General features: G+C 45.6%; 17 protein-coding genes. 5 read left to right on the plus strand and 12 right to left on the minus strand.

Annotated features, from left to right (window positions below; genetic code table 11):
• Nucleotides 1–38: 38 nt before the first annotated feature.
• Nucleotides 39–2,561 (minus strand): carbamoyltransferase HypF, encoded by a 2,523-nt coding sequence (gene hypF, locus G7Y46_RS04460; RefSeq protein WP_165252941.1) that lies wholly within the window; start codon nucleotides 2,559–2,561, stop codon nucleotides 39–41.
• Nucleotides 2,554–4,350, minus strand: a complete 1,797-nt coding sequence (locus G7Y46_RS04465) for a glucose-6-phosphate isomerase (protein ID WP_165252774.1) — start codon at nucleotides 4,348–4,350, stop codon at nucleotides 2,554–2,556. The genes hypF and G7Y46_RS04465 overlap by 8 nt, the downstream gene beginning before the upstream one ends.
• A gap of 121 nt (nucleotides 4,351–4,471) precedes the next feature.
• Here G7Y46_RS04465 and G7Y46_RS04470 point away from each other — a divergent pair, with 121 nt between their 5' ends.
• The 3 genes from G7Y46_RS04470 (at nucleotide 4,472) to G7Y46_RS04480 (ending at nucleotide 6,713) form a co-directional block, all read left to right on the plus strand.
• Nucleotides 4,472–5,200, plus strand: a complete 729-nt coding sequence (locus G7Y46_RS04470) for a flavin reductase (protein ID WP_165252776.1) — start codon at nucleotides 4,472–4,474, stop codon at nucleotides 5,198–5,200.
• A gap of 172 nt (nucleotides 5,201–5,372) precedes the next feature.
• The gene (locus tag G7Y46_RS04475; protein WP_165252778.1) at nucleotides 5,373–6,287 is read left to right on the plus strand and encodes a helix-turn-helix domain-containing protein; all 915 of its coding nucleotides are present in this window, start codon (nucleotides 5,373–5,375) and stop codon (nucleotides 6,285–6,287) included.
• 63 nt (nucleotides 6,288–6,350) lie between these two features.
• On the plus strand, nucleotides 6,351–6,713 hold the full coding sequence (locus tag G7Y46_RS04480; RefSeq protein ID WP_165252779.1) for a nitrous oxide-stimulated promoter family protein: 363 nt from the start codon (nucleotides 6,351–6,353) through the stop codon (nucleotides 6,711–6,713).
• A 267-nt stretch (nucleotides 6,714–6,980) separates the two neighbouring features.
• Here G7Y46_RS04480 and G7Y46_RS04485 read toward each other — a convergent pair whose 3' ends face one another.
• The 8 genes from G7Y46_RS04485 to G7Y46_RS04520 all read right to left on the minus strand — a co-directional run bounded on the left by G7Y46_RS04485 (nucleotide 6,981) and on the right by G7Y46_RS04520 (nucleotide 16,226).
• Entirely contained in the window at nucleotides 6,981–7,319 is a 339-nt protein-coding gene (locus G7Y46_RS04485; protein WP_165062346.1) for a 4Fe-4S dicluster domain-containing protein, read from the minus strand.
• Nucleotides 7,320–7,331: 12 nt separating this feature from the next.
• The gene (locus G7Y46_RS04490; protein WP_165062345.1) at nucleotides 7,332–9,578 is read right to left on the minus strand and encodes a molybdopterin-dependent oxidoreductase; all 2,247 of its coding nucleotides are present in this window, start codon (nucleotides 9,576–9,578) and stop codon (nucleotides 7,332–7,334) included.
• Between the two features lie 112 nt (nucleotides 9,579–9,690).
• On the minus strand, nucleotides 9,691–10,986 hold the full coding sequence (locus G7Y46_RS04495; protein WP_165252780.1) for an MFS transporter: 1,296 nt from the start codon (nucleotides 10,984–10,986) through the stop codon (nucleotides 9,691–9,693).
• Nucleotides 10,987–11,288: 302 nt separating this feature from the next.
• Nucleotides 11,289–11,585: a ferredoxin family protein gene (locus G7Y46_RS04500; protein ID WP_165062343.1), complete on the minus strand. Its 297-nt coding sequence runs from the start codon at nucleotides 11,583–11,585 to the stop codon at nucleotides 11,289–11,291.
• Nucleotides 11,582–12,874, minus strand: a complete 1,293-nt coding sequence (locus G7Y46_RS04505; RefSeq protein WP_165252781.1) for an FAD-dependent oxidoreductase — start codon at nucleotides 12,872–12,874, stop codon at nucleotides 11,582–11,584. The genes G7Y46_RS04500 and G7Y46_RS04505 overlap by 4 nt, the downstream gene beginning before the upstream one ends.
• 122 nt (nucleotides 12,875–12,996) lie before the next feature.
• Nucleotides 12,997–14,484, minus strand: coding sequence for an FAD-dependent oxidoreductase (locus G7Y46_RS04510; RefSeq protein ID WP_165252782.1), 1,488 nt, complete (start codon nucleotides 14,482–14,484; stop codon nucleotides 12,997–12,999).
• A 55-nt stretch (nucleotides 14,485–14,539) separates the two neighbouring features.
• On the minus strand, nucleotides 14,540–15,445 hold the full coding sequence (locus G7Y46_RS04515; protein WP_165252783.1) for an electron transfer flavoprotein subunit alpha/FixB family protein: 906 nt from the start codon (nucleotides 15,443–15,445) through the stop codon (nucleotides 14,540–14,542).
• Between the two features lie 46 nt (nucleotides 15,446–15,491).
• Nucleotides 15,492–16,226 carry an electron transfer flavoprotein subunit alpha gene (locus tag G7Y46_RS04520; RefSeq protein ID WP_165252784.1) on the minus strand — a complete coding sequence of 245 codons (735 nt, stop codon included), beginning with the start codon at nucleotides 16,224–16,226 and terminating at the stop codon, nucleotides 15,492–15,494.
• A 234-nt stretch (nucleotides 16,227–16,460) separates the two neighbouring features.
• Here G7Y46_RS04520 and G7Y46_RS04525 point away from each other — a divergent pair, with 234 nt between their 5' ends.
• Nucleotides 16,461–17,360 carry a LysR family transcriptional regulator gene (locus tag G7Y46_RS04525; protein ID WP_165252785.1) on the plus strand — a complete coding sequence of 300 codons (900 nt, stop codon included), beginning with the start codon at nucleotides 16,461–16,463 and terminating at the stop codon, nucleotides 17,358–17,360.
• A gap of 144 nt (nucleotides 17,361–17,504) precedes the next feature.
• Here the strand turns inward: G7Y46_RS04525 and G7Y46_RS04530 are convergent, their stop codons facing one another.
• Both G7Y46_RS04530 and G7Y46_RS04535 read right to left on the minus strand, forming a co-directional pair.
• The gene (locus G7Y46_RS04530) at nucleotides 17,505–17,843 is read right to left on the minus strand and encodes an oxidoreductase (RefSeq protein WP_165252786.1); all 339 of its coding nucleotides are present in this window, start codon (nucleotides 17,841–17,843) and stop codon (nucleotides 17,505–17,507) included.
• 15 nt (nucleotides 17,844–17,858) lie between these two features.
• Nucleotides 17,859–20,090: a molybdopterin-dependent oxidoreductase gene (locus tag G7Y46_RS04535; protein ID WP_165252787.1), complete on the minus strand. Its 2,232-nt coding sequence runs from the start codon at nucleotides 20,088–20,090 to the stop codon at nucleotides 17,859–17,861.
• A 485-nt stretch (nucleotides 20,091–20,575) separates the two neighbouring features.
• Here G7Y46_RS04535 and hdcA point away from each other — a divergent pair, with 485 nt between their 5' ends.
• Nucleotides 20,576–21,526, plus strand: a complete 951-nt coding sequence (gene hdcA / locus G7Y46_RS04540; RefSeq protein WP_165062335.1) for a histidine decarboxylase, pyruvoyl type — start codon at nucleotides 20,576–20,578, stop codon at nucleotides 21,524–21,526.
• Nucleotides 21,527–21,573 lie beyond the last annotated feature (47 nt).

A 21,573-nucleotide genomic window follows, 5' to 3' on the forward strand; every position in this document is an offset into this window, starting at 1 on the left:
CATTCTGGCGCTTCATTCGCACTAGGCTAATACATTTGCTAACTCTTGCTTGCCACTATAGCCTGTCCAAGAGATATACAACCATCGTTTGGCGGTAAATCGCGATTGATTGCAACCGTAAAACCTTCACGCTGTATTGCCGCCAACGAATGCTCTATCAGATAGCGATTCATAAATACGCCACCCGATAACACCACAGTTTGTATGTCATAAGTAGCTGCTACAAGTTGCGCAACAGTTACAACCGCATCAACAATCGCATCATGAAAACGCCGCGCAATTATAGACACAGCAACGCCTGCGGCAAAGTCGTCCAATAAGGCGCGAATGGCGGGTTCGGCATCTAGCAAAACTACAGATGTGTCTTGGGCTGTACTTTGTGCTGTAGCTGTATTTTTAACAACTGCAATTTCATAAGCAGCGTTATCGGAATTTTCAGAGGTGGTGAAGTTTATTGCCGCCTCTAACATTATGGCTGGCTCACCTTCATAGGTAGGCTCGGTGCAAATTCCCAAAAGCGCACTTACAGCATCGAACAGACGACCGACCGACGATGTATAGGGCGTATTCAGCCCGTTTTCTATCATGGTTTCGCATACTTTTGCCTGTTCGGCGCCAAGCGCTTGAAGCGCAAATTGCGCCCCGGGGTGTTCCAGCAAATCAAATTCCCACAAAATACCGTATGCCATGCGCAGCGGATGCTTTACGCATGCCTGACCTCCGGGCATAGGCACATATGCAAAATTGGCGAATCGCTCAAATGCACTCAAATTTGACAACAACACTTCGCCGCCCCAAATGGCACCATCAGGTCCGTACCCGGTGCCGTCAAACGCAATTCCGCACACCGCATCCGACAAACCGTTTTCCGCCATAGCCGCTACTATGTGCGCATGGTGGTGCTGCACAAGCGTTAACGGTAAATCGCATTTTTCGGATTGCTCATGCGCCCATTTGGAAGTGATATATTCAGGATGCATATCGCATGCTAGCGCAGTTGCGGCAAGATCGAATAGCTTTTCATAGCGCGCCTTTGCTTGCAGCCATGCATCAAAAGTTTCCGCATTTTCCACATCGCCTATATGCTGCGACACGAATGCATCTGCACCGCGCACGAATGTGAACGTGTTTTTCTGCTCTGGTCCTGTGGCGAAAATTACCGAGTCGTCTTCGCGCGACGCTTGCGAAGGCGGCAGCGAAATAGGCATAGGAGCAAATCCGCGCGCTCGACGCACGAACTGTATAGCATCGGAATCGCCAGTATTTATGACGCGAACAACAGAATCGTCGAATCGCGATAAAATTTCGCGATTATTGCCAAGAAACGCATCGGCTATACCTGCAAGTTTTTCGTAGGCTTCTTCATCATTTATTACTATTGGTTCGTCATGCAGATTCCCGCTAGTCATAACCAACATGGGAACACTGGTGCCCTGCCCGCTGCGCTGCGCGCCTTTTGCTCTCAAACGCGAATAAGCTGCACAAAAATCATTCAGAAGAATATGCTGCACAGGCGTATAAGGCAGCATAACCCCTAATTCAGGCAAACCATCAGCTATGCCCTTAGGAGTTTTTATGCCGGGCAACTTGCGCAACAGCACTATTGGGCGTTGACTACCTTCAAGAAGTTTTCGTTCGGAGTCGTTCACTTGGCAAATTGCACGCACATCGTCTAGACGACTGCACATAACCGCAAATGCTTTGGCGGGACGCCGCTTGCGCCGACGCAATTCAGCAACAGCCTGCGCGTTATTTGCATCACACACCAAGTGAAAACCGCCCAAACCCTTTACAGCTAGTATTTTGCCGTCGCAGAGCATATCAACCGCTGCCGCAAACACCGCATCTGATGACCCAGAGGGGCGAAGTGAAGGCTGCGAAGCTTCTGAACGTAGCACTTCTGGGTTATCAGAGCCGAAAGAGTGAAGTGAGGGCTGCGCAACTTCTGAACGTAGCCCTTCCGCATCGCCAGAATCGGACAAGGGCACATACCATGAAACGCAAGGACCGCAATCAAAGCACGCATCAGGCTGCGCGTGAAAGCGACGATCAACCGGGTTGGCATATTCCGCAGCGCATTCATCGCACATTTTAAATTCACGCATGCTAGTAGACGCACGATCGTATGGAAGCGAGTCTATGATAGTGAAGCGCGGACCGCAATTCGTACAATTTATAAACGGATAACGAAAACGCCTATCTTCCGGATCAAACAATTCACGTTCGCAATCGGCACAAGTAGCTAAATCGGGAGACACAAGTGTGCGCTCCCCTTCCGCAGACGCATCCGACGTGCGAATTTCAAACGAATTGTAACCCTCTATTGGAACCTCGTGCATTTCTATTTCAGTTATTTGCGCGGCAGCGGGCGCGCTATCTGAAATAGCCAGCACAAATTCATCCACCAGCTTTTCTTCGCCCTCGGCGTGTATATGCACACCATCAGCGCTGTTCAGCACCCATCCATTCACAAGATAGCGCTTTGCCAACCTATAAACAAAGGGGCGAAAACCCACCCCTTGCACTATGCCTTTTACCCATATATCAAGCGCACTAAGCAAGCACATCAGCCTCCGCCGCATTTGCCAGCGCATCATCGGAAAACTCGTCTATATCTTCGGCGAATTCCAATTCGCGATTTACCAAAACTTCACCTATTACGTCAGCTATAACCGCAGCAAGCATACGAAGTGTAACCGCTGAATTATCGGGAAGATGCAGATGCACCACTCGCCTACCGCGATCTGCCAACGTAAGCGCATCGCCCACAGCTTGCGCCTTTGCCAAGCTGCCAAGTGAAGGCGCTTGCGAATCGGCGGGCAACTGAATATCCTTCAGTTCGTCAGCTGAAAGTATCAAAAACACGCCACAATCTGGACCGCCCTTTTGAAGCTGCCCCGTAGAATGCAAATAACGCGGTCCCACCTCTAAGCACGACACTATGCCAAACGCCTCAGCTATATCATGGCGAATGCATTCTAGCGCCTCGCGCCTACCTTCACCGGTAAACGGCAAAAACGCATTCAGAGCAAAATAGTCGCCCGGCAATATGCCGTCTATCAGACCATAAAGCGTGCTGCGCAAATGCGTGCGGCTTTTCAAGTTGTGCGACTGGCGCACTTCGACAAGACCCATATCTAAACCAGATGTGAAAGTTTCTACATAATCGGGATCAGAAATTCCTTCGTCAAGAATTTTCACTACCGCAGCTTTCGTGGAAGCCACGTCGGGCTGATCGAACGGACAAACGCGCATTAAATAGCCGCACATTGCTATGGCGTATTCCCACATCACAAAATGCTCAGCAAGTTCGTTCACATTCTTGATGCGGTAATTTTGACGCGGAATGTTCGGGTCGATGTAGGCTAAACTCATTTCGAAATTGCGACTTTCATCCCACAGATCGGTTTCGGTCTTGTACATAATTACCGACCTATCGCCCGGATCTTCCGTCAGAAGCAACGTGTCAATCTCGATATTAGGCAGAATGCCCTGTCCGCCCTTACCTAAGCTTTCCGCCACCAACTGTTCAATCCAAAGACCTAATACACGCCCGCGTTTAGGCGTAAGGAAGCTGAACTTGTTGCGCCCCTGACAGAAATTGTCAAACAAAAACGCCGCTAAATTAACAGCCGGATTGTCTATGGCATCTTCACTACAACGACGCTCGGCTTCGCATGCATGCGCCAAAAAATCGTTCAAATCTATACCAACCAGCGCTGCGGGCAAAAGCCCAAACACCGAAAGAGCGCTGAAGCGACCGCCAACAGACGGCTCGCCCAAAAATACCGCACGCCAACCTTCTTCGCGCGCCAGCTTTTCCAATTCGGTGCCCGGATCGGTTATAGCCACAAGATGCTTTGGGAAATCAGGCCCTAGCGCCTCGCTAAAATGTTCGCGAATGGCGCGTAGCTGCGTGCGCGGCTCTATCGTGCCGCCACTTTTGCTGCTTACTATGAAAAGCGTGTTCTTTGGATTGCACGATGCGAACATAGCACGCATACGCACAGGAGAATCGCTATCCAAGGTTTTAAACAACACTCGGTTATTGTCGGGCTTGTTGTATTTTGTAATGGTCATAGGTGCCTGAGTTGAACCACCCTGACCCAGCAACACAACCGACTCTATTCCCTCGGCAATTACTTCGTCAGCAAATTTCATAAGTTGCACGACATCGCACTGAGGCTTACTGCCCAAGCGCGCCCAGCCCATGAAATCGCCCGCACATTGCTGTGCGCTTTCAGAAAAGTCATACACGCTGCCATCTTGCTCAAAGATGCGGCTAGCTATATGTTCTTTCACCAGCGTTTTGGCTGACGGATACAGTTTTTCCATATCTCCGGATATCATTTGATTCGCTTTCCTTTCGAATGCATTTCAGCAGATTCTACCGTAAAATGCTAAAAAGAACTGCTAAGAGGGACACAAACAAGCCAACACTTAATAAGTTATGTAATTTCGGGAGGAAAATATGATAGATCGCAAAGCTTTCCATACTCTTAGCTATGGATTATTCATCATTTCGTCAAAAAACGGGGCTGGGCGTAAAGTCGGCTGCGTGGCTAATACATTTCAGCAAATTGCAAGCGAGCCGGCACTGGTGTGCGTTTCACTAAACAAGCTGAATGCGACAACTGCTGCCATTCAAGAAACTGGCATGTTTACTGTCAGTGTGCTAAGCGAAACTTGCACGATGGATCTAATAGGCGCGTTCGGATTTCACAGCAGCCTAGATATTGACAAGTTTGAATCTGCAGAATACGAACTTGATTCCAAGGAATTGCCCTGCATAACGCAGATGACCGTTGCCAATTTTTCTATTGAAGTGCAGCAAACTATTGATGCTGGGTCGCATCTGCTATTCGTTGGAAAGGTGAGAGAGGCGCGCAAAATATCTGACGATTCGCCCATAACTTACAGTTACTATCGCAATGTTTTGCGTGGGAAAACTCCGCCAAAAGCCGCTAATTATCAGCCCATCGAAAAGAAGACTGAACCGCAATCGCAGACGCAGGTGCAGGTGCAGGCGCAAGAGCCGCAAGAATCACAAGAGCCACAAGAACCGGCAAAAAGCACACGCCATGCTTGGAGATGCACATTATGCGGACATATTGAATATGTAGATGAATTGCCCGACGATTTCGTATGTCCAATATGCGGCGTTGATAAAAGCTTCTTTGAACGCATAGAAATTGAGTAAATATCAGCTGTTTTAATACAGTGCAGGAATCATGATAATTACCCCATAGTGCACCTACGCTGGGATTAGCAACCAATATTTGCTATAAAATTCCAACTAGAATTTATAGCGCAACCTATAACTTTTCGTCTAACCTTGCTTTTCGATGGCACAAACGGAAGGAATTTAGAGAATGAACGTAGACGTAGCGAACAGGCTAGCACGCAGACGTCGCGCAGCTGGACTTTCACAAGAAGCACTTGCAGAAAAGCTAGGTGTTACAAGACAAGCAGTTTCAAAATGGGAAAGATCGGAATCGTCTCCCGATACAGATAATCTAATAGCATTGGCAAATTTATATGGCGTATCGCTAGACGACTTACTATATGCAGAAATCCAAGATGCCGCCGTTGAAAACGACGATAGCATTGACGTAGATGCACATAATGAAAGCACAGAAAATGCGACTGGTAGCGCCGATACCGAAGCAGGCGAACCAAACGCACAAAGCGAAAACGAAAGCAAAAGCAATTCCGAAAATTCCGAAGACAAAAAGGACAATTTCCATATAGGTCCTGATGGAATATTTGTTCGAGACGGAAGAGATCACGTAAGCATAAGCCATGAAGGAATACATGTAATAGACAGCAAAAAGGGAGACACGGTACATGTTGGCTGGGACGGCATTCACGTCAACGACCAGCACTACGACAACTTAAAAGATTTTCACAAAGAATTTCCGCAGTACACCAACTGCAAAGGTGACAAAAAATCGCCCGTCGCTAAGGCGTGGATGCGCTTTCCTTTTCCTGTATTAGCAATTCTGGCTTATATACTTATCGGGCTTGCAACAAATATGTGGCTGCAGGGATTGTTTATCGTGTTCACAATACCGATCTACTACATAATAGGCACTTTTATAGGAACGCGCAGCATAAGTTCCCTAGTAAGCGGCTTATATTCAACAGGTGCCATAGCTTGGTTTTGCTACATGGCATTTGTGCTTAACCAGCCACACCCAGCGTGGGTTGTGTTGCTAACTATTCCTTTAGTGTGTGCGCTGGCTGCATGGGCAGGGCACGTTATTGGCAAAAGGAAGCCGTCATAGGGAGGCTTCCTTTTAGTTAGCTATCGGGCACGACCCCAAACGAGCTTTGTTATAATTCGCGACATGAATAATGCCCCACATAATAGCGATACGCCCCAAACGGCAAAGCGTCGCAAACGCGAAATGCGTACTATATCTCAAATGATTGCTATTTATTGCGCGAAGAATCACAGCGCTGCTATGCGCAGCAAAACCGCATACTGCGGCGAAGCAATATGTGCGGAATGCGCCGAGCTAGATGCCTATGCCGTAGCGCGCACGCAAAATTGCCGCAAGATGGATGTAAAAACTTCCTGTGAAAACTGCGAGAACCGATGCTATCAAGCGTCCGAACGAGAACGTATCTGCACCGTTATGCGCTTCTCCGGTCCGCGCATGATTTCCAAACACCCCATAGCCGCCATTCGACACTTGCTAGGAAAATAGCTTAGTTATCGAATGGGATGCAACACCTTGCAAACGATACAATAAGTATCACGTCAAAATGTCTGACATAAAGAAGACCCGCCAGTGTGCATACTTAAACAGGTCAGAAGAATTACCTTCTGACCTGTTACGTAATCCAATCACAGGGGATAAATCAATAGACATACGGTAAAATCAGTATCCCGCAACCTCAAACATTAGCAACCTCAAATATTAAAATGACGCAGCGTTGCTCTACTCACAAAATTGCACAATACAGAAACTATGCTACTTATTATTGAATAGCACCATACATTTCCCTTTAAGCTCAGCCGATTTTTTGAGAATCTCCTCTTTGGTTCCGAAATCCATAACCTCTGCCATACAATGATGAACGCACGCCGGCTTCTCTCCAGCATCAATTCGATCTTTGCACATATCACATAGATTAGTAGTAATGGGAACATAATCCCATTCCCAGTCGTTCTTTCCGTACTGCCAAGGACCTTGCTCCGTGAGCTTGATACCATATTTGCCAATAGGGAAATCATGCTCATTTCGACAAGCAACTTCACATGCATGACAACCAGTACACCACTCAAAATGAATTAATAGCCCATATTCCATTTATGGCTCCTCTTATTCCGTTTCCGCAAGATAAATTCGACAAGGAACACCACTCTTGTACGGAGCACCAAAACCGAGCTTGCCTATAACTTTGTGCGGAATGAGATTATTGATATTTGACTTCCAGTTTCCGTAAAGATTCGGCTCTTCACCATCTTCCTCTGGATACCACCAGCCATGCGAAGCACTAACAACATATGGCAAAACAATCGGTGAAACTTCAACGCGCTCTTTTGCACGTCCCCAATCGTTTTCAATCCAAATCCAATCCCCGTCTTTCAAGTGATATTTAGCAGCAGTATCAGGATGAATTGTTGCAATAGGATCTTCATCGATGGATCGAAGAGATGGAATCTGACGATGCTCGGAGTGGAAAGACGTGATTTTGCGTTTTCCTGTTGTCAAAGTCAGAGGATATTTTTTCGCTAGATCGGGGCGCGAAATCGGAGAGAATGCCGGTTCCATATAGTACGGTAGTGGATCTTCTCCAAAATGCTCGAAGATCGTCGAGTACAACTCAACTAGACCTGTTGGAGTATTAAATCCAGGTTGACCATCTGGACGCAAAAGACCTTTCTCGTGCTTACGATAAACCAAACCGGGCAAGTAATATGTCTGTTCTTTCAGCTGTTCGTAAGAGATATCCTCATCTCTAGCAAGTCCATTAGCCCAAAAATCCGTTGGCTTCTCTATCCCTTCCCATCCTTCAGGGTTAAGCATATGCCCCATGTGCAACATAATCTCAACATCAGATTTGCATTCATCAACGCTAATCGCCTTGTTAATAGCAAAAATACTACCGGGGTTCATCTCGTAGTGTGGTGCTACCATACCATCCTGCTCAAGAAACGTCGCAAGAGGAAGAAATAGATCTGCTAAAGCCATAGTTGTCGGAGTCATAAAAAGATCTGTAGCTACAGCAAACTCCATTTTCTGCTGTAAAGCATCATGCCATCGATGCGGCTGAGCAGAATTAGTCGGTGCAATTAGGTTGGTACTGTAATACCATGCCATACGAATAGGGTACGGTTTATCCGTTTCAAGACACTCAAGCATAATGTCAGGATGAGCGTTTTCCAATAACGCCGGCAGAGCTGGATATTCATCAACACCGACCGCTTTAGCCATCAACTCAGCTGGCAAACGTCCACCAACTTCATTGTTACGATCGTTGAATACGCCTACATAAGTACCGCCCGGAACATCAAAGTCTCCAGTAAGAGCAACAATCGCCATCATTGCATGAGCAGCTTGTTGCCCGTTTGGATTCTGATCCATGGCAAGACCCCATGTGAAACTATTTGGGTGCTCAGTTGCAAGAATACGCGCCACAGCACGAATATCTTCCGCATCGCATCCGGTAATCTCAGCAGCCCATTCAACAGAATGCTCATTTACACGTTCTACTAGTTCGTCAAAACCATAGCACCATTTTTCAACAAAATCATGGTCATAAAGATCTTCATTGATGATAACGTGCAGCAGTCCAAGACCTAGAGCAGCATCGGTACCGGGACGGAGCTGTAGATTATACTCAGCCTTCGTTCCCAGCCAACGTATACAGGGATCTATAGTTATCAGTTTAGTGCCACGTTTAGCCATCTCAACAATTGAATATCCCCAAAATCCATCGGCCAGAGACTCAAGAGGAGCCTTACCCCATATAGTGATGTATTTCGGCAAGACAAAATCCGGGTCATCGTAGCGAAGAGGAGTACCTCCTGCATAGTCTATCTCGGGAATGCCCGCTCCAAATACAAATCCGGTAATGGTAACTCTTGGACCATAACATGACCACCCACTCTGAGTGTACGCAATGTTTGGCGTGCCTAGAGTTCCAGTCGAAAACGGATGAATTGTCTTTGTGGGCTGGCGACCTGTTCCTTCAAATACAACAATACCTTCGGGACCGTATTTTTCTTTGATTCTTTCTGTTTCGGTTTTGATCAGGCTCCACGCCTCATCCCATGTGATGCGCTCCCATTTATCAAGACCGCGATCTTCACGTGCCCTTTTCATCGGATACGTGATGCGATCAGGATGATAGACATACTCTTTCAACGCAAGACATCTCGGGCACAAACGACCTTTTGTTATAGGGTGATTAGGATCACCTTCGATTTTTAAAAGTTTTCCATCTTTAACGAATGCCTTTATGCCGCATCCAACCGGATGACATCCGGGAGGCGACCATGCATTGGTTCTTATGACGGTAGTGCCATCGTCAAGAACCTCTTTCCATGGTTTATTTTCAGTCATCGACATACACCTTTCTTTCAAGCTAGAGCCGTATTTGCGAAAACGCAAATACGGATCAATAAGCATCAAAAAGTTATTAATATTGCAAACACCACGCTGTTCTCAACGTAGGTTAATCAGCATCCGCAGCTGAAGCCTTCTGCTCTTTCTGCTTCTTGTCTAGAACCATATAAGCGATACTTAAAACAATTGCCGAAACACCAAGTATTGCCAAAAACGGTGTTGCATTCATCCAAACAAAGGTCCCCGGCGTTGATTCAATCATCGCGCCTGTAACAGCTGGGCCAATCGCTGCGCCGATATTCTCAGCAAAAGTAAAGAGAGCCATCAGCACACCAACAACAGCAGGCCGATTCGCACAAGCCGGTGTCATCGTGAAAGTACAAGCAGGAATCATTTGGAAGATAAGACCAGCGACAATCATATAAAGCAATGCTGTCGCAGCAGTGAACATGTATTCTGTCGTAAAAGCAATAGCAGATAACACACAGCTAATCACAAGGATGATACCCCAATGCTTCTTGCCTTTGTTTAGTACCACACCCATAATGAATCCGCCAGCAATCATGGCAATATTCATGATACTGCTCAGGCTGTTTGCCGTACCAATTTCAATACCAAGTTGCAGATTCATAAACGTCGGTGCATAAGTAAGAATACTGCCAGAGCAGATAGCAAACACCGTCATACAAAGAATAACTGTCCATGCTTTAACATTCTTCAAAGCTTCAAAGAAATCCTTTGCAGAACCAAGTGCGGCATTTTCAGAATCCTTCATTTCGTGGATTTCGTCATCGTCCACATTGAAAGGAACTTTTGGCATACGAACATAAACTAAAAAGGCTATAGATACCACAGCAAGAATAATTGCTGAGAACCACCATACAGTACGCCATCCGCCGCCAAAAGTTGTCATAAGCGGAACAGCTGCGTTTAAGATGATGAGCATGCCAACACCAACAAACGTCGAGAAAATAGACATTGGAAAACCAAGTTTTTCTTTTGGAAACCATGGAGCAATAATTGCTGGCATGCAAATTGAAACAAGCGAAGTTCCAAGTCCCTCAAAAATACGTGTAGCCAGAAGAACTTCAAACGACGGCGCAAAAACTCCGACAATTGTCGAAACAAGCGTCACAACAATAGCAACTACAGTAATTTTAATAGGTCCAAACTTCAGCATAATCATGCCTGTTGGAATAGCTAGAATAATGCCGGCAAATGTAGTAACCGACATAAGCCAACCGCCAGCAGCCGTACCTATGTTAAATTGAGTCATAAGGTCAACCATTGTCGGAGCAACTTTAAAACGTACAGCAATAAATACAACAGCCATAGCAAAACAGATAAGCGCAACAGCCCAAGATTTTGCCGCAGAATAACGCGGCCTTTGAACATCTGTAGACATTTTTCCTCCCCGAAAATCGGCGGAGCACAATGGATGTTGCCGAGTTTGGAGCTGCCTCTCACCTCAACTCCAGCCCGCCTCGCGCGGCAGCAACAACGGCACCCCCGCATTACATGAATCCCCTGTTAGGGATGATTAAACAATAGCATCGTATTTGCTATCGCAACATAAGCTACTGTTATTTGATTATTAGCATTTCCAATATGAAACAAAACAAGTTATATTGCTGTAACCTATTTGAACAGCTTATCCTAAGCTGCTCTTAAATTAGGTGTCTATAAATATCGCATCCATTTTCTCGATTAGCCATATCGGTACTCTACGCCCATCCCTGATCGAGGATATTCCCACTTCTCTAAAATGGTATCCCCGCACACAACACGACAAGTTCCGCATTCAAGACAGCCAGAATAGTCAAAAGACTTCAAACCGTTATCTCTACGCTTATACAATGCGGCTGGACAAACACGAACGAGCTTATCAAACTCTTCGTCATCAGGGTCACTTGTAAGCACAATATGAGGATGATTGTTATCGACATCATATTTGTTTAAGCTCAAATATTTATCAATGTTTACATTTGAACTTATAACACTCATAAAGCCTTCAGAGCTCCTCTTGCATCTTTGAGAAGGTTAAATACACCAATTTCTTTCATTTCTGTCTTTACAATATCTCTAACATGACAAATTGGTTGTCCATCGATCACAAACATACCGTTCATAATATTGCCAATCATTGTGGGATATGCTGCAAACATGCGATTGAAACCTCCCATAAAAGTTGGGGCATTGCTGAATTTTTCAAAATCTTTCAAAACAAAAGAATCCTTTAACATATCCACGTAGCATTGCAATCCCGTTACTGAAGTGTCGCCTTTATCAATAGCTCTTACTGCCGCTTGACCAGCCATTTGACCTGCCGCAATAGCATAGTCCATACCGCGCACTACATACCCAAGATTAACGCACATCATTGCCGAATCTCCAGCCAACATAACGCCGTCACCAACAAGTGGAGGCATGCTATTCAGACCCCCTTCTGGCACCATATGACCAGAATGCTCAACCATTTCGCCACCTTTTATTAACGCAGCAATATCTGGATGCGCTTTAAAGTCTTCCATCATTTGAGAAATAGGATAAATACCACTGGCAACAGCTTCAATCCCTGCAACTATACCTAAAGAAATAGAATTTCTATTGGTATACATAAAGCCGCCACCAAACAGACCCTTTGTAGCATCACCGGCAAACAGCCACGAAGTTCCCTCCGTATCTGAAGCTGCCAAAACTCGATTTGTAATTACATCTGCAGGTAGTGCGAACACTTGCTTGATACCGACAGCAACTTGAGAAGTAGAGAGTTGACTAAAATCCACAGCTTGATGCGCCAATACCGAATTTACACCATCGCAAAGTATCGTTACCTCAGCAGTAATCTCATCATCCTCAGCACGAATTCCACATACTTTCCCAGATTCATCTTTAACAAGTTGTTGAACACCAATTCCATAAATATACTCGGCACCAGCTTCTTCAGCTTTCGAAGCCAACCACTGATCAAAAGGACCCCGCAAAACAGAGTATGAGTCCTGACCTTCAACTCCCATCTGATTAGAAGTGAAATCAAAAGTGAAATTAGAATCGGGTGCCATAAGCGAGATGCGCTCTCTTGTTATGCGACGTTCAACAGGTGCCTCCTTTTCAAAATTTGGAAACACCTTTTTGATTGAATGCGCATAGATGCGACCACCTGTCATATTCTTAGCCCCAGCGAAATTACCCCGTTCAACCACAAGAACAGTCTTTCCTGCTTTTGCCAACTCATATGCCGCAATCGGACCCGCACAACCAGAGCCAACGATAATGGCATCAAAATCAGCCATTGCGCTCTCCTCTCAATAATTACACTCCATGCATTGGGGCACACAAAAGAGCATAATTTACAAGCGAAGTGAAGGTGGTAGATCCACATTCACTTGCAAAAAACTCGCTTTATCAGCTAAACCTATGCCCCTATTTGACTAATAGCGTGGCGAGCAGCCAAGCGACCAGAAGTGTGGGCAAAACCATTGGCAGATCCCGGGCAATCCATGTTATATGTATCTCCATAAAGACCCGACGCGTCATTGCCTACAGCGTAAAGTCCCGGAATCGCTTCTGACTTTTCATTCACAACTTGGAAATCTCCGTTTACACGAATTCCGCCACAAGTAACTAGCGGACCAACTCCTTGACGAATTGCGTAAAAAGGAGCAGTTCGAACAGGGTAAAGAAACTTACTGAGCTTATAAAAATCCCTATCATATCCTTCATCGCAATAGCCATTGTAAATGTCCACAGTTTCTTTTAGAGTATGCGGATCAATATTGAGCTTCTCAGCTAGCTCTTCGATACTATCAGCGCTGAATGCGGCACCATCATTTGAATTTACCGATTCTTCTATCTCTGTCTTTAGGCGGCTGAGCGGAGTATGATAATGCACGAAATCGCCAAGACCAATATCAGATCCTACCTCCATATAATATTGCAAGCAATCGGAATCCATAAGAACATATATAATGCCATCATCGCGTTGAGCAATAGTATTAGGGAAGTAAATATTATTTGCAGCAAGACCCTCATTAGCAAAACGTTTCCCAGTAGTGTCTACCCAAAGAACAGGTTGGCAACCCCCACCATTGAGATGAGAATCTGGCGTTTTACCCCAAGCGCAATTCCCAATAATCATCGTTCCGATATTTCGAGTATCACCACCAGCAGCTAGAGCCATATTAACGCCATCGCCAGTGTTCTCAAAAGTCATGGGACAATACCAAAAATCGGGAAGATGGGGTGTCCATGAATATTCCCTCACCATATCGGGATTATTACCAAAACCGCCAGTCGCAATAATGACTGCCTTCGCTCCAATGTGCAACAATTCTCCATCAGCATCTTCAGCAATAACCCCTACAACTTTACCGTCCTCAATAATTAATTCCTTACCCGGAGTCTTGGTGAAGATGTCAACACCTGCATTCTCGCAGGCACGTAGCAGTAATTCTTGTACACGAGCCCCCAAGCCATCAGGTCGATGAAACGTATATAGCTCATTTGGCTGATCATAAGCATAGATGCTCACATCTGTATACTCCACACCAAGCGACTTAAGAATGTCAATCGTTTCTGCTGAATTGTAAACAAACGCTTTCACAACATCAGGATTAGCGCGATAGTGACTAAATTCCAAATAGCGCTTCGCATGCTCTTCACATGTCGGAAAGTGAGCACCCTCAGGCAATTCGCCGGGATAATCAGGAACTTTACGCGCTTTGGCTTCACTCGATTCCGAAGCAGCATGCCCTTCTGCAAACACAGAAGTTCCTCCTGTCACCTCACGTTTTTCAAGAATAGCAACACTAAGATCGCTCTCAGAGGCAACGGTGTAGGCGGCGGATTTTCCAGAAGCACCGCTTCCAAGTACGACAACATCATATTCAACATCGAATTCCATGATTTCTCCTACCTCAAATTACCATCTTCCTTGTTTCCTTAAAGTCCGTAATGGACTATGTCAAAGCCGAAGTAATAACTGGCACAACTTCATACAAATCACCTACGATGCCGTACTTACTGAATCTAAATATCTCAGCATCTGGATCATTATTAATCGCCACAACAACTTTTGCATCACGAACACCAGATGTATGGTTTGGCGAGCCAGATATCCCAATTGCAAAGTAAAGTTCGGGAGCAGCAGTATTGTGAGATGACCCCAATACTCTGTCCGATGAGCACCAGTGAACGCTATCCGAAACCGGAAGCGTACACGCAACCTCACCTTCCAATGCTCTTGCTAGTTCTTCTATGATGGCAAGATCATCCTTGCTTCTAAGCCCCATACCAACACCAACAATACAATCCGCAGTAGACAAACCGGTTTTACCTGAACGGTTATTTTCGATAACCTTATCTCCGGTACCTTCGCTCATAATTGTCTCTATATTGGCTTCTGTAGCTATATTGACTTCCTTATCAGGGCCATTAAAAATTAGTGTGATGGCACCCGACACCTTAATGGTTTCAATAGCCTTTCCATTGGCAATCTGGCATTCTGCAACAATGTCATCGCCCTCGCGAGAGATCCTCTGAACCGCGCTTAAAACAGAGGAATCGATTGCACCCGAAATATGCCCCAATATGACTCGCGTTGAGGGTGAATCATTTCCAAGAACAAGCCTAGGCTTTTCAATTAACGCCTTACTTGCAACATCCGGCGCTAAAGCCTCCGGAGGAACTTTTTCTGGCGTAATAAATAGTTCTGCATGAGAAAAACCCATCGTAATTACTCTCTGAGCTAAATTCTCATCCCCAATGACTATAGCGATTGGCTCTGTACCGGCGGATTGAGCAGCCGCCAACATACCACCCGCTCGACGTAAATCTGTTACGATAACCCAACTCTTGTCAATCATATCTTCCTCATTTTCGGAGATGTTGTCGAAACTTATAGTTCGGCATTTATTCCAGAACCCCTTCATCGCGTAGAGCAGTAAGCAACCGATTCACAGAAGTAGCTAAGTCATCTTCATTAAAGATAGTGGCTGCTTTGTTCTCGGAAAGACGGGTCCCAACTGAAAACGCGCTACTTGAAAACTCGATATCTAAATCGGAAACCGAGAAGCTCTCAACCGGTTTCTTTCGAGCCGCCAATGTCTGTTTCATTCCGGGAGGGTTAACCTCTCCACTCAGTGCTTTGGCGATTATCAAAAGAGGCGTTCTGGTTGTAACAACTCTAACACCATCAACATCCTTTGTAGTAAGTTTGATTTCCCCGTTATCCACAGCAGCGTCGATTACTCCCGCATAAGCCGTCAATCCAAGCTTTCCAATAAGAGCAGTTGTAACCGAATAATCCCAATCTGAGTCCCCTATTACCACAGCGTCCACGCTGGGTATACGCTTAATCGAAGCCGCAAGAACACTTGCCATAACTGCACCGTCAACGTCACTGTTAACATCCTCAACAACGACCGTACTATCGGCACCACGCGCTGCTGCCCAATCCTTTTTCCCATCACCTACTGTTAAGCCCACAATTTCCGCTTCTGACGACAAGGCTTTCGCGATTTGCATAGCAGCTGGATCGTCATCTGATGCCGACATCTTTACGCCATCCCAAGACACACTTCCGTCTGATAGCACGCGAGCATCTTGCGGATCTCGGCACCATTTGAATACAACTACTGTTTTCATATTTCTTGATTTCTCTTATGGGTTAAATTTTCTGGAACTCCTCTTTACAGAGTTCTTTCTAAAGATACCATCCGTGTTGACAGCACAAAATAAACCATATTTATGTAACTATTCTTGTCTGTTATGCATAGATAAAAACAGCCCGAAAGCTTTCACTAGCTGTTAAAATATTTATATATTTCACGTGTTGCTATGATTTCAAAGCGCAATTTCTCAACTGAAGGGTGCAGCCACATGATTACTATCGAGCAACTCGAATGCTTCATGCTTGCCAGCGAAACCCTTAACTTCACCATAACTGCAAAAAAGCTTTATATGACCCAACCAGCGGTCACTCACCAAATGAAAAACCTAGAAACGGAAATAGGAGTCGAACTTTTCAAAAGAAATGGACATCGTCTCTCGCTTACTCCTGCAGGAATCGAGCTTAGAGAAGGCTTTTCCTCCATTCTGCCCTCGCTCAAACGAACAATAGAACAAGTCCAACATTCGAAAGCCAGACCGTTTACTATATTTTCACTCGGATGCAGTCCGTCACTGATATCGAAATGGCTCAGCATTGCAATAGGAACTTACAATATACAGCACAAAGAAGGCAAAGTTGTTATTCGAAGCGATGATGCTCTAGCTCTCCCCGCACTTGTGGAGACACATGCTCTTGATGCAGCCATTTGTATCGAAAACGAATTGGAAAATTCTGAAAATTTAACTTTTACTCCAATTTTCAGTACACCATTTCGTTTATTTTGTCCTGCTTTCGATACACTTACATCCCATGACATCATATCTCCAAGGGATCTTGAAGACCGCAGCGTTATCGTCTATGAAGGTGGTGGCGGAGTTCGCAAACAGCTCGGCAAAGGCTTCTCTTCAGTTGTGAGCGGAGGCATAAAGTTCTCTGATATTTTACCTGTAAAAGATGCAGCAACGGGCATTATCATGGCAGCCTCAAATCTTGGTGTATATATAGGGTTGGAAGCTGAAGAAGAATATGCGAAGTCGTTTTCCCTCGAAAGTCGTCCGCTGAAGCTTAATCTTCCTTCCAGCATAATTGGACTTGTTTTCCGCTCAGATAATAAGAATCCAATTATCCCTGAGATTACTACACTATTAGGAAAAGACCACATTAAATAGCTACATAATATTGCTTTTTGTTCATCCTGATATAGTTTTGACTAATCAAAACATGAGTCTCGTCTCCATATAATCATGTCAACAGAAACGAGACTCAATTTTTGTTTCATTAAATTAAGGCAAGTGCTAAAAAGAGCATCTATGTTATATGAGATATATGGCGCTCTTCTTTAAGCCTCTATCCTTGACTCTTTTTACCAAATCTTCTGCAGGACCATATTCAATAACCGAAGCAAGGCAATGAAGCGCGCACGCGGGTTTTGCGCCCTCAGCGACACGATTTTTACAAAGTGTACAAAGCTGCGTGGGAACAGCGACATAATCCCACTCCCATTTTTCATTATCAATTTGAAATGGTCCAACTTCAGTAACCTTGATGCCCCATTGATCAGCAGACAAACCCAATTCATTACGACATGCAATCTCGCATGATTTACACCCAGTACAATAGTCGTAATTGACTAAAAGCGCATTCTGATGCATTTCTCCTCCCTTCATCTAATCAGCCAGCTCAATAGAGCAAATCGTACTTTTGTAGTTGGAGCCAAAACCAAGATGACCAATTTGTTTATGAGGCATAAGACTATTGACGTTTGATTTCCAATTACCAAACAAATTCGGCTCCTCCGGATCCTCTTCGGGATACCACCAACCGTGCTGGGCATGAACCACGTTTTTATTAATGAGCGGCGTTAGATGAGCCTTCTCCCGCGCCTCGCCAAACATGTTTTTAATAAGAACCCAATCGCCTTCCTTGATACCATACTCATCCGCCGTTTCTGGATTTATCTCCACAATGGGATCGGGAACCAACCTGCGAAGGCTCGGTACCTGCCTATGCTCTGAATGAAATGACGCAAAAGTCCTTGCACCAGTTGTCAGAATCAGAGGGAATTCTTTTGCTAGCTCAGGTTGCGAAACAGGACTATATGGTGGCTCAGTATAGTACGGCAGCGGATCCTCGCCAAAACTCTCAAACACAGTCGAATACAATTCGATTTTTCCGGTAGGAGTGTTAACTCCCGGTTGTCCATCTGGTCGAATAAGACCCTTTTCATGCTTCTTATACTCTACCTGAGGCTGATAAACACCCATCTCTCTCAGTTTCTCAAATGTAAGCCCACCTAGTTTTGCATTAAGCACTTCCTCTGGTGTTTTCCACGGCCATTCATCTGGATTCAACCGCTTTGCCAAATCGAGCATCACCTCGATCTCTGACTTGCATTCTCCCATGCTCAATGCTTTATTAATCGGACCTACAAAAGATACATTGAGGCCGTAATGAGTGAGAACAACACCATCACCCTCGGCATAACTTGCTAGCGGCAACACAACATCTGCACAAGCCATGATTGTAGGATTCATAAAAGTGTCCAGCGCAAAAATAAAATCTAGTTTTCGCAAAGCGTCTCGCCAACGTTTCGGCTGAGCACACGCCGTTGGAGTAAGAAGATTCGAGCTTTCGAAGAATCCTACATGAAGCTGATATGGATCTCCCGTCTCTAACGCATCTAGCACAAGGTCGGGCTGACATTGTCCGAGAACATTGGTCAATGCAGGATATTCCTGCTTACCAATCATTTTATTTCGTGTCTCATCTGGAAGGATCTCCCAACGGTTTAGAGACTGGAGCGGTTCAAGATTGTTGTCGCGCATGCCAACAGAAATACCACCCGGAACATCAAAATTACCAGTAATTACCATGAGCGCCATAATGGCATGACCAGCTTGAACACCGTTCTTATTCTGATCGATGGCAAGACCCCATGCGATGGATGACGGAGTATTCTTCGCATAGATTCGAGCTACTTCACGAATCTTATCTGCTTTGACCCAAGTTATCTCCTCTGCCCATTCTGGAGTAGCATCTTTTACTCTTTCAGCAAGTTCATCGAACCCATATGTCCAGTTCTCCACAAAGTCATGGTCGTAAAGATCTTCGCCAATTATCACGTTCAGCATGGCCATAGCGAGAGCAGCATCGGTGCCCGGTCGAAGTTGTAAATGATATTCAGCCTTCGTTCCGATCCAATTAATACGAGGATCTATGCTGATAATCTTCGTCCCGCGCTTCATTAGGTCGATTATCGAATGTCCAAAAAAACCATCCGGGTTCGACTCAAGCGGTGCCTTACCCCATAAAATAATATAATTCGGTCGCTGCCACCCCGGATGATCATATGTATCCGGGAACCTGCAAGCATTGTCAATTTCAGGATACCCAACACCCATAACGTATGCTGTCGCAACTGTACGGGGTCCATAGCATGAATATCCACTCTGCGAGTAGCAAACATTGGGCGTTCCAAGAATTCCGTTTGCGAACATCATGCAATACATAACAGCTTGGCGCCCAGTACCAGTGAACTCAACAATAGACTCTGCGCCATAAGTTTCTCGCGCCCGAACTACTTCATCAGTAATCAGATCAAGTGCCTCATCCCACGAAATACGCTCCCAAGCATCTTTTCCTCGATCCTCACGATTACGCTTCATTGGATAGAGAATCCTGTCGGGGTGATTTAAGTACTCAGGCAATGTCAGGCATCTAGGGCACAGCCGACCCTTCGTAACAGGATGATCCGGATCGCCTTCTACCTTAACGAGTTTTCCATCTTTAACGAAAAGCCTTACACCGCATCCCACAGGATGATCACCCGGAGGCGACCAAGCACAACTTCTGGTAACACATGTCCCATCTTCGAGAACGGTTCTCCATTCTTGATCCATACGTCCCCCTTCTTTGATTTACGTGTGAGAGGTAAAATCAATACGAGACTGGCACCTCGAATGGTAACTGCCACACAATCAGGTGCTAATATAAAGTTCTTATGCCTTTATTCAAAAATACGATGTGCGGCGATACGAAGTACTGGCAACATTCGCCGATAGCTTAATTTCCAAACCCTCCATTTATTCACCAGAGTACTGGCGGAAGCTATGCAAGCGCTTCGGGCTAATGGTGGGAGGTCTTGCCCGAACCTGTGCAAAATTTCGTAGCATATTTTCCACTCACTCAGGGAATAATTCAGAATCACTTCAGAAATACAGGCTTTATAAAGTAGGGGCAGCTTGCGCCATGCTTCGCTTCAATCGCATAACGTTGCGTTACCAGAAAGGCAACAATGCCGCCCTCTCTCTCGCAATTATGACAAGCGAAGGTTAAATGACCTTACAACAGAAAAAGCATCGCCTTTTGAAAGGATGATATCGACATGGTTTCTGAAAAACGAGATAACAGAATGATTGCAACCGCAATTGGCAAGCATAAGGAAATGCGCAGACCCCACATCGACAGGACCGCCATAAGCCCTTATGACCAGTGGTGCGACGGCTATGGCATGCCCGGCGCTTACGGTAACGGCTATGTAAACGTGTTGAAAGTCTCTTGCGGCGCGGTTGACAAAACCAAAGACGCGCTAATCGACGAAATCGTTACCTACGACAAGGGCGAATGCGCCGATGCCTACGTCGGTCAGATAAATATGCTAACAGCAAGTTCGTTCAACGGTATCCAAGGGCAAATATGGGGGCACGACCTTGCCATGCACGACGACATCAAGAATGGCAAGATTCAGCCGCTTTTCGCCGAAAAGCAATTCGACGGCTCAAAGCTTGAAGTCTACGACGGTAAGCCCCTCATCCATGCGGGCATTGAGCTGTTCGGCACCGATTCCGACCGCCGTTATCATCCTGCTCCGGGCGCGCACGTTATATGCGCTAACAAAGGAGTAACTGCTTATCGCCCAAAGGAAGACCGACCTCTCAAAGACGGCGAGGCTTATGGCGTGTGGTGCTTCATTGCTATATCGCTGACAACCGACCCCGATTATGCAGCAAATCTATTCATAGAAGACGCTGGTGTATGGACCGAAAACGACAACGAGCAAGACTTGGTAAATTTCCTTGATCAGCACCAACGCGAGATTGTCTGGTCCGTCGTGGAATGCGGAAACGATTCCGGCGTGCTCTTCGATCGTACCTATATCTCTTACAACTATTTGATGATGGAGCCGAACCAGATCGGCAATGCTATCACGGTAGGTCCTTACGTCACGTTGGCGAAAGACGCTATCCCAGCTGAAGGATTCAGCAAGCTAAACGATATGACCATTAGCGAATGGTTGAAAGATCAGCAGTTCGAGTCACTGACAGGACTCAAGTAAGTTTGGTTTTGTGCGGTGCGACCAAGCGGTCGCACCAAGCGGTTTCG

The sequence above is a fragment of the Adlercreutzia sp. ZJ304 genome (assembly GCF_011039075.1).
GTDB lineage: Bacteria > Actinomycetota > Coriobacteriia > Coriobacteriales > Eggerthellaceae > Adlercreutzia_A.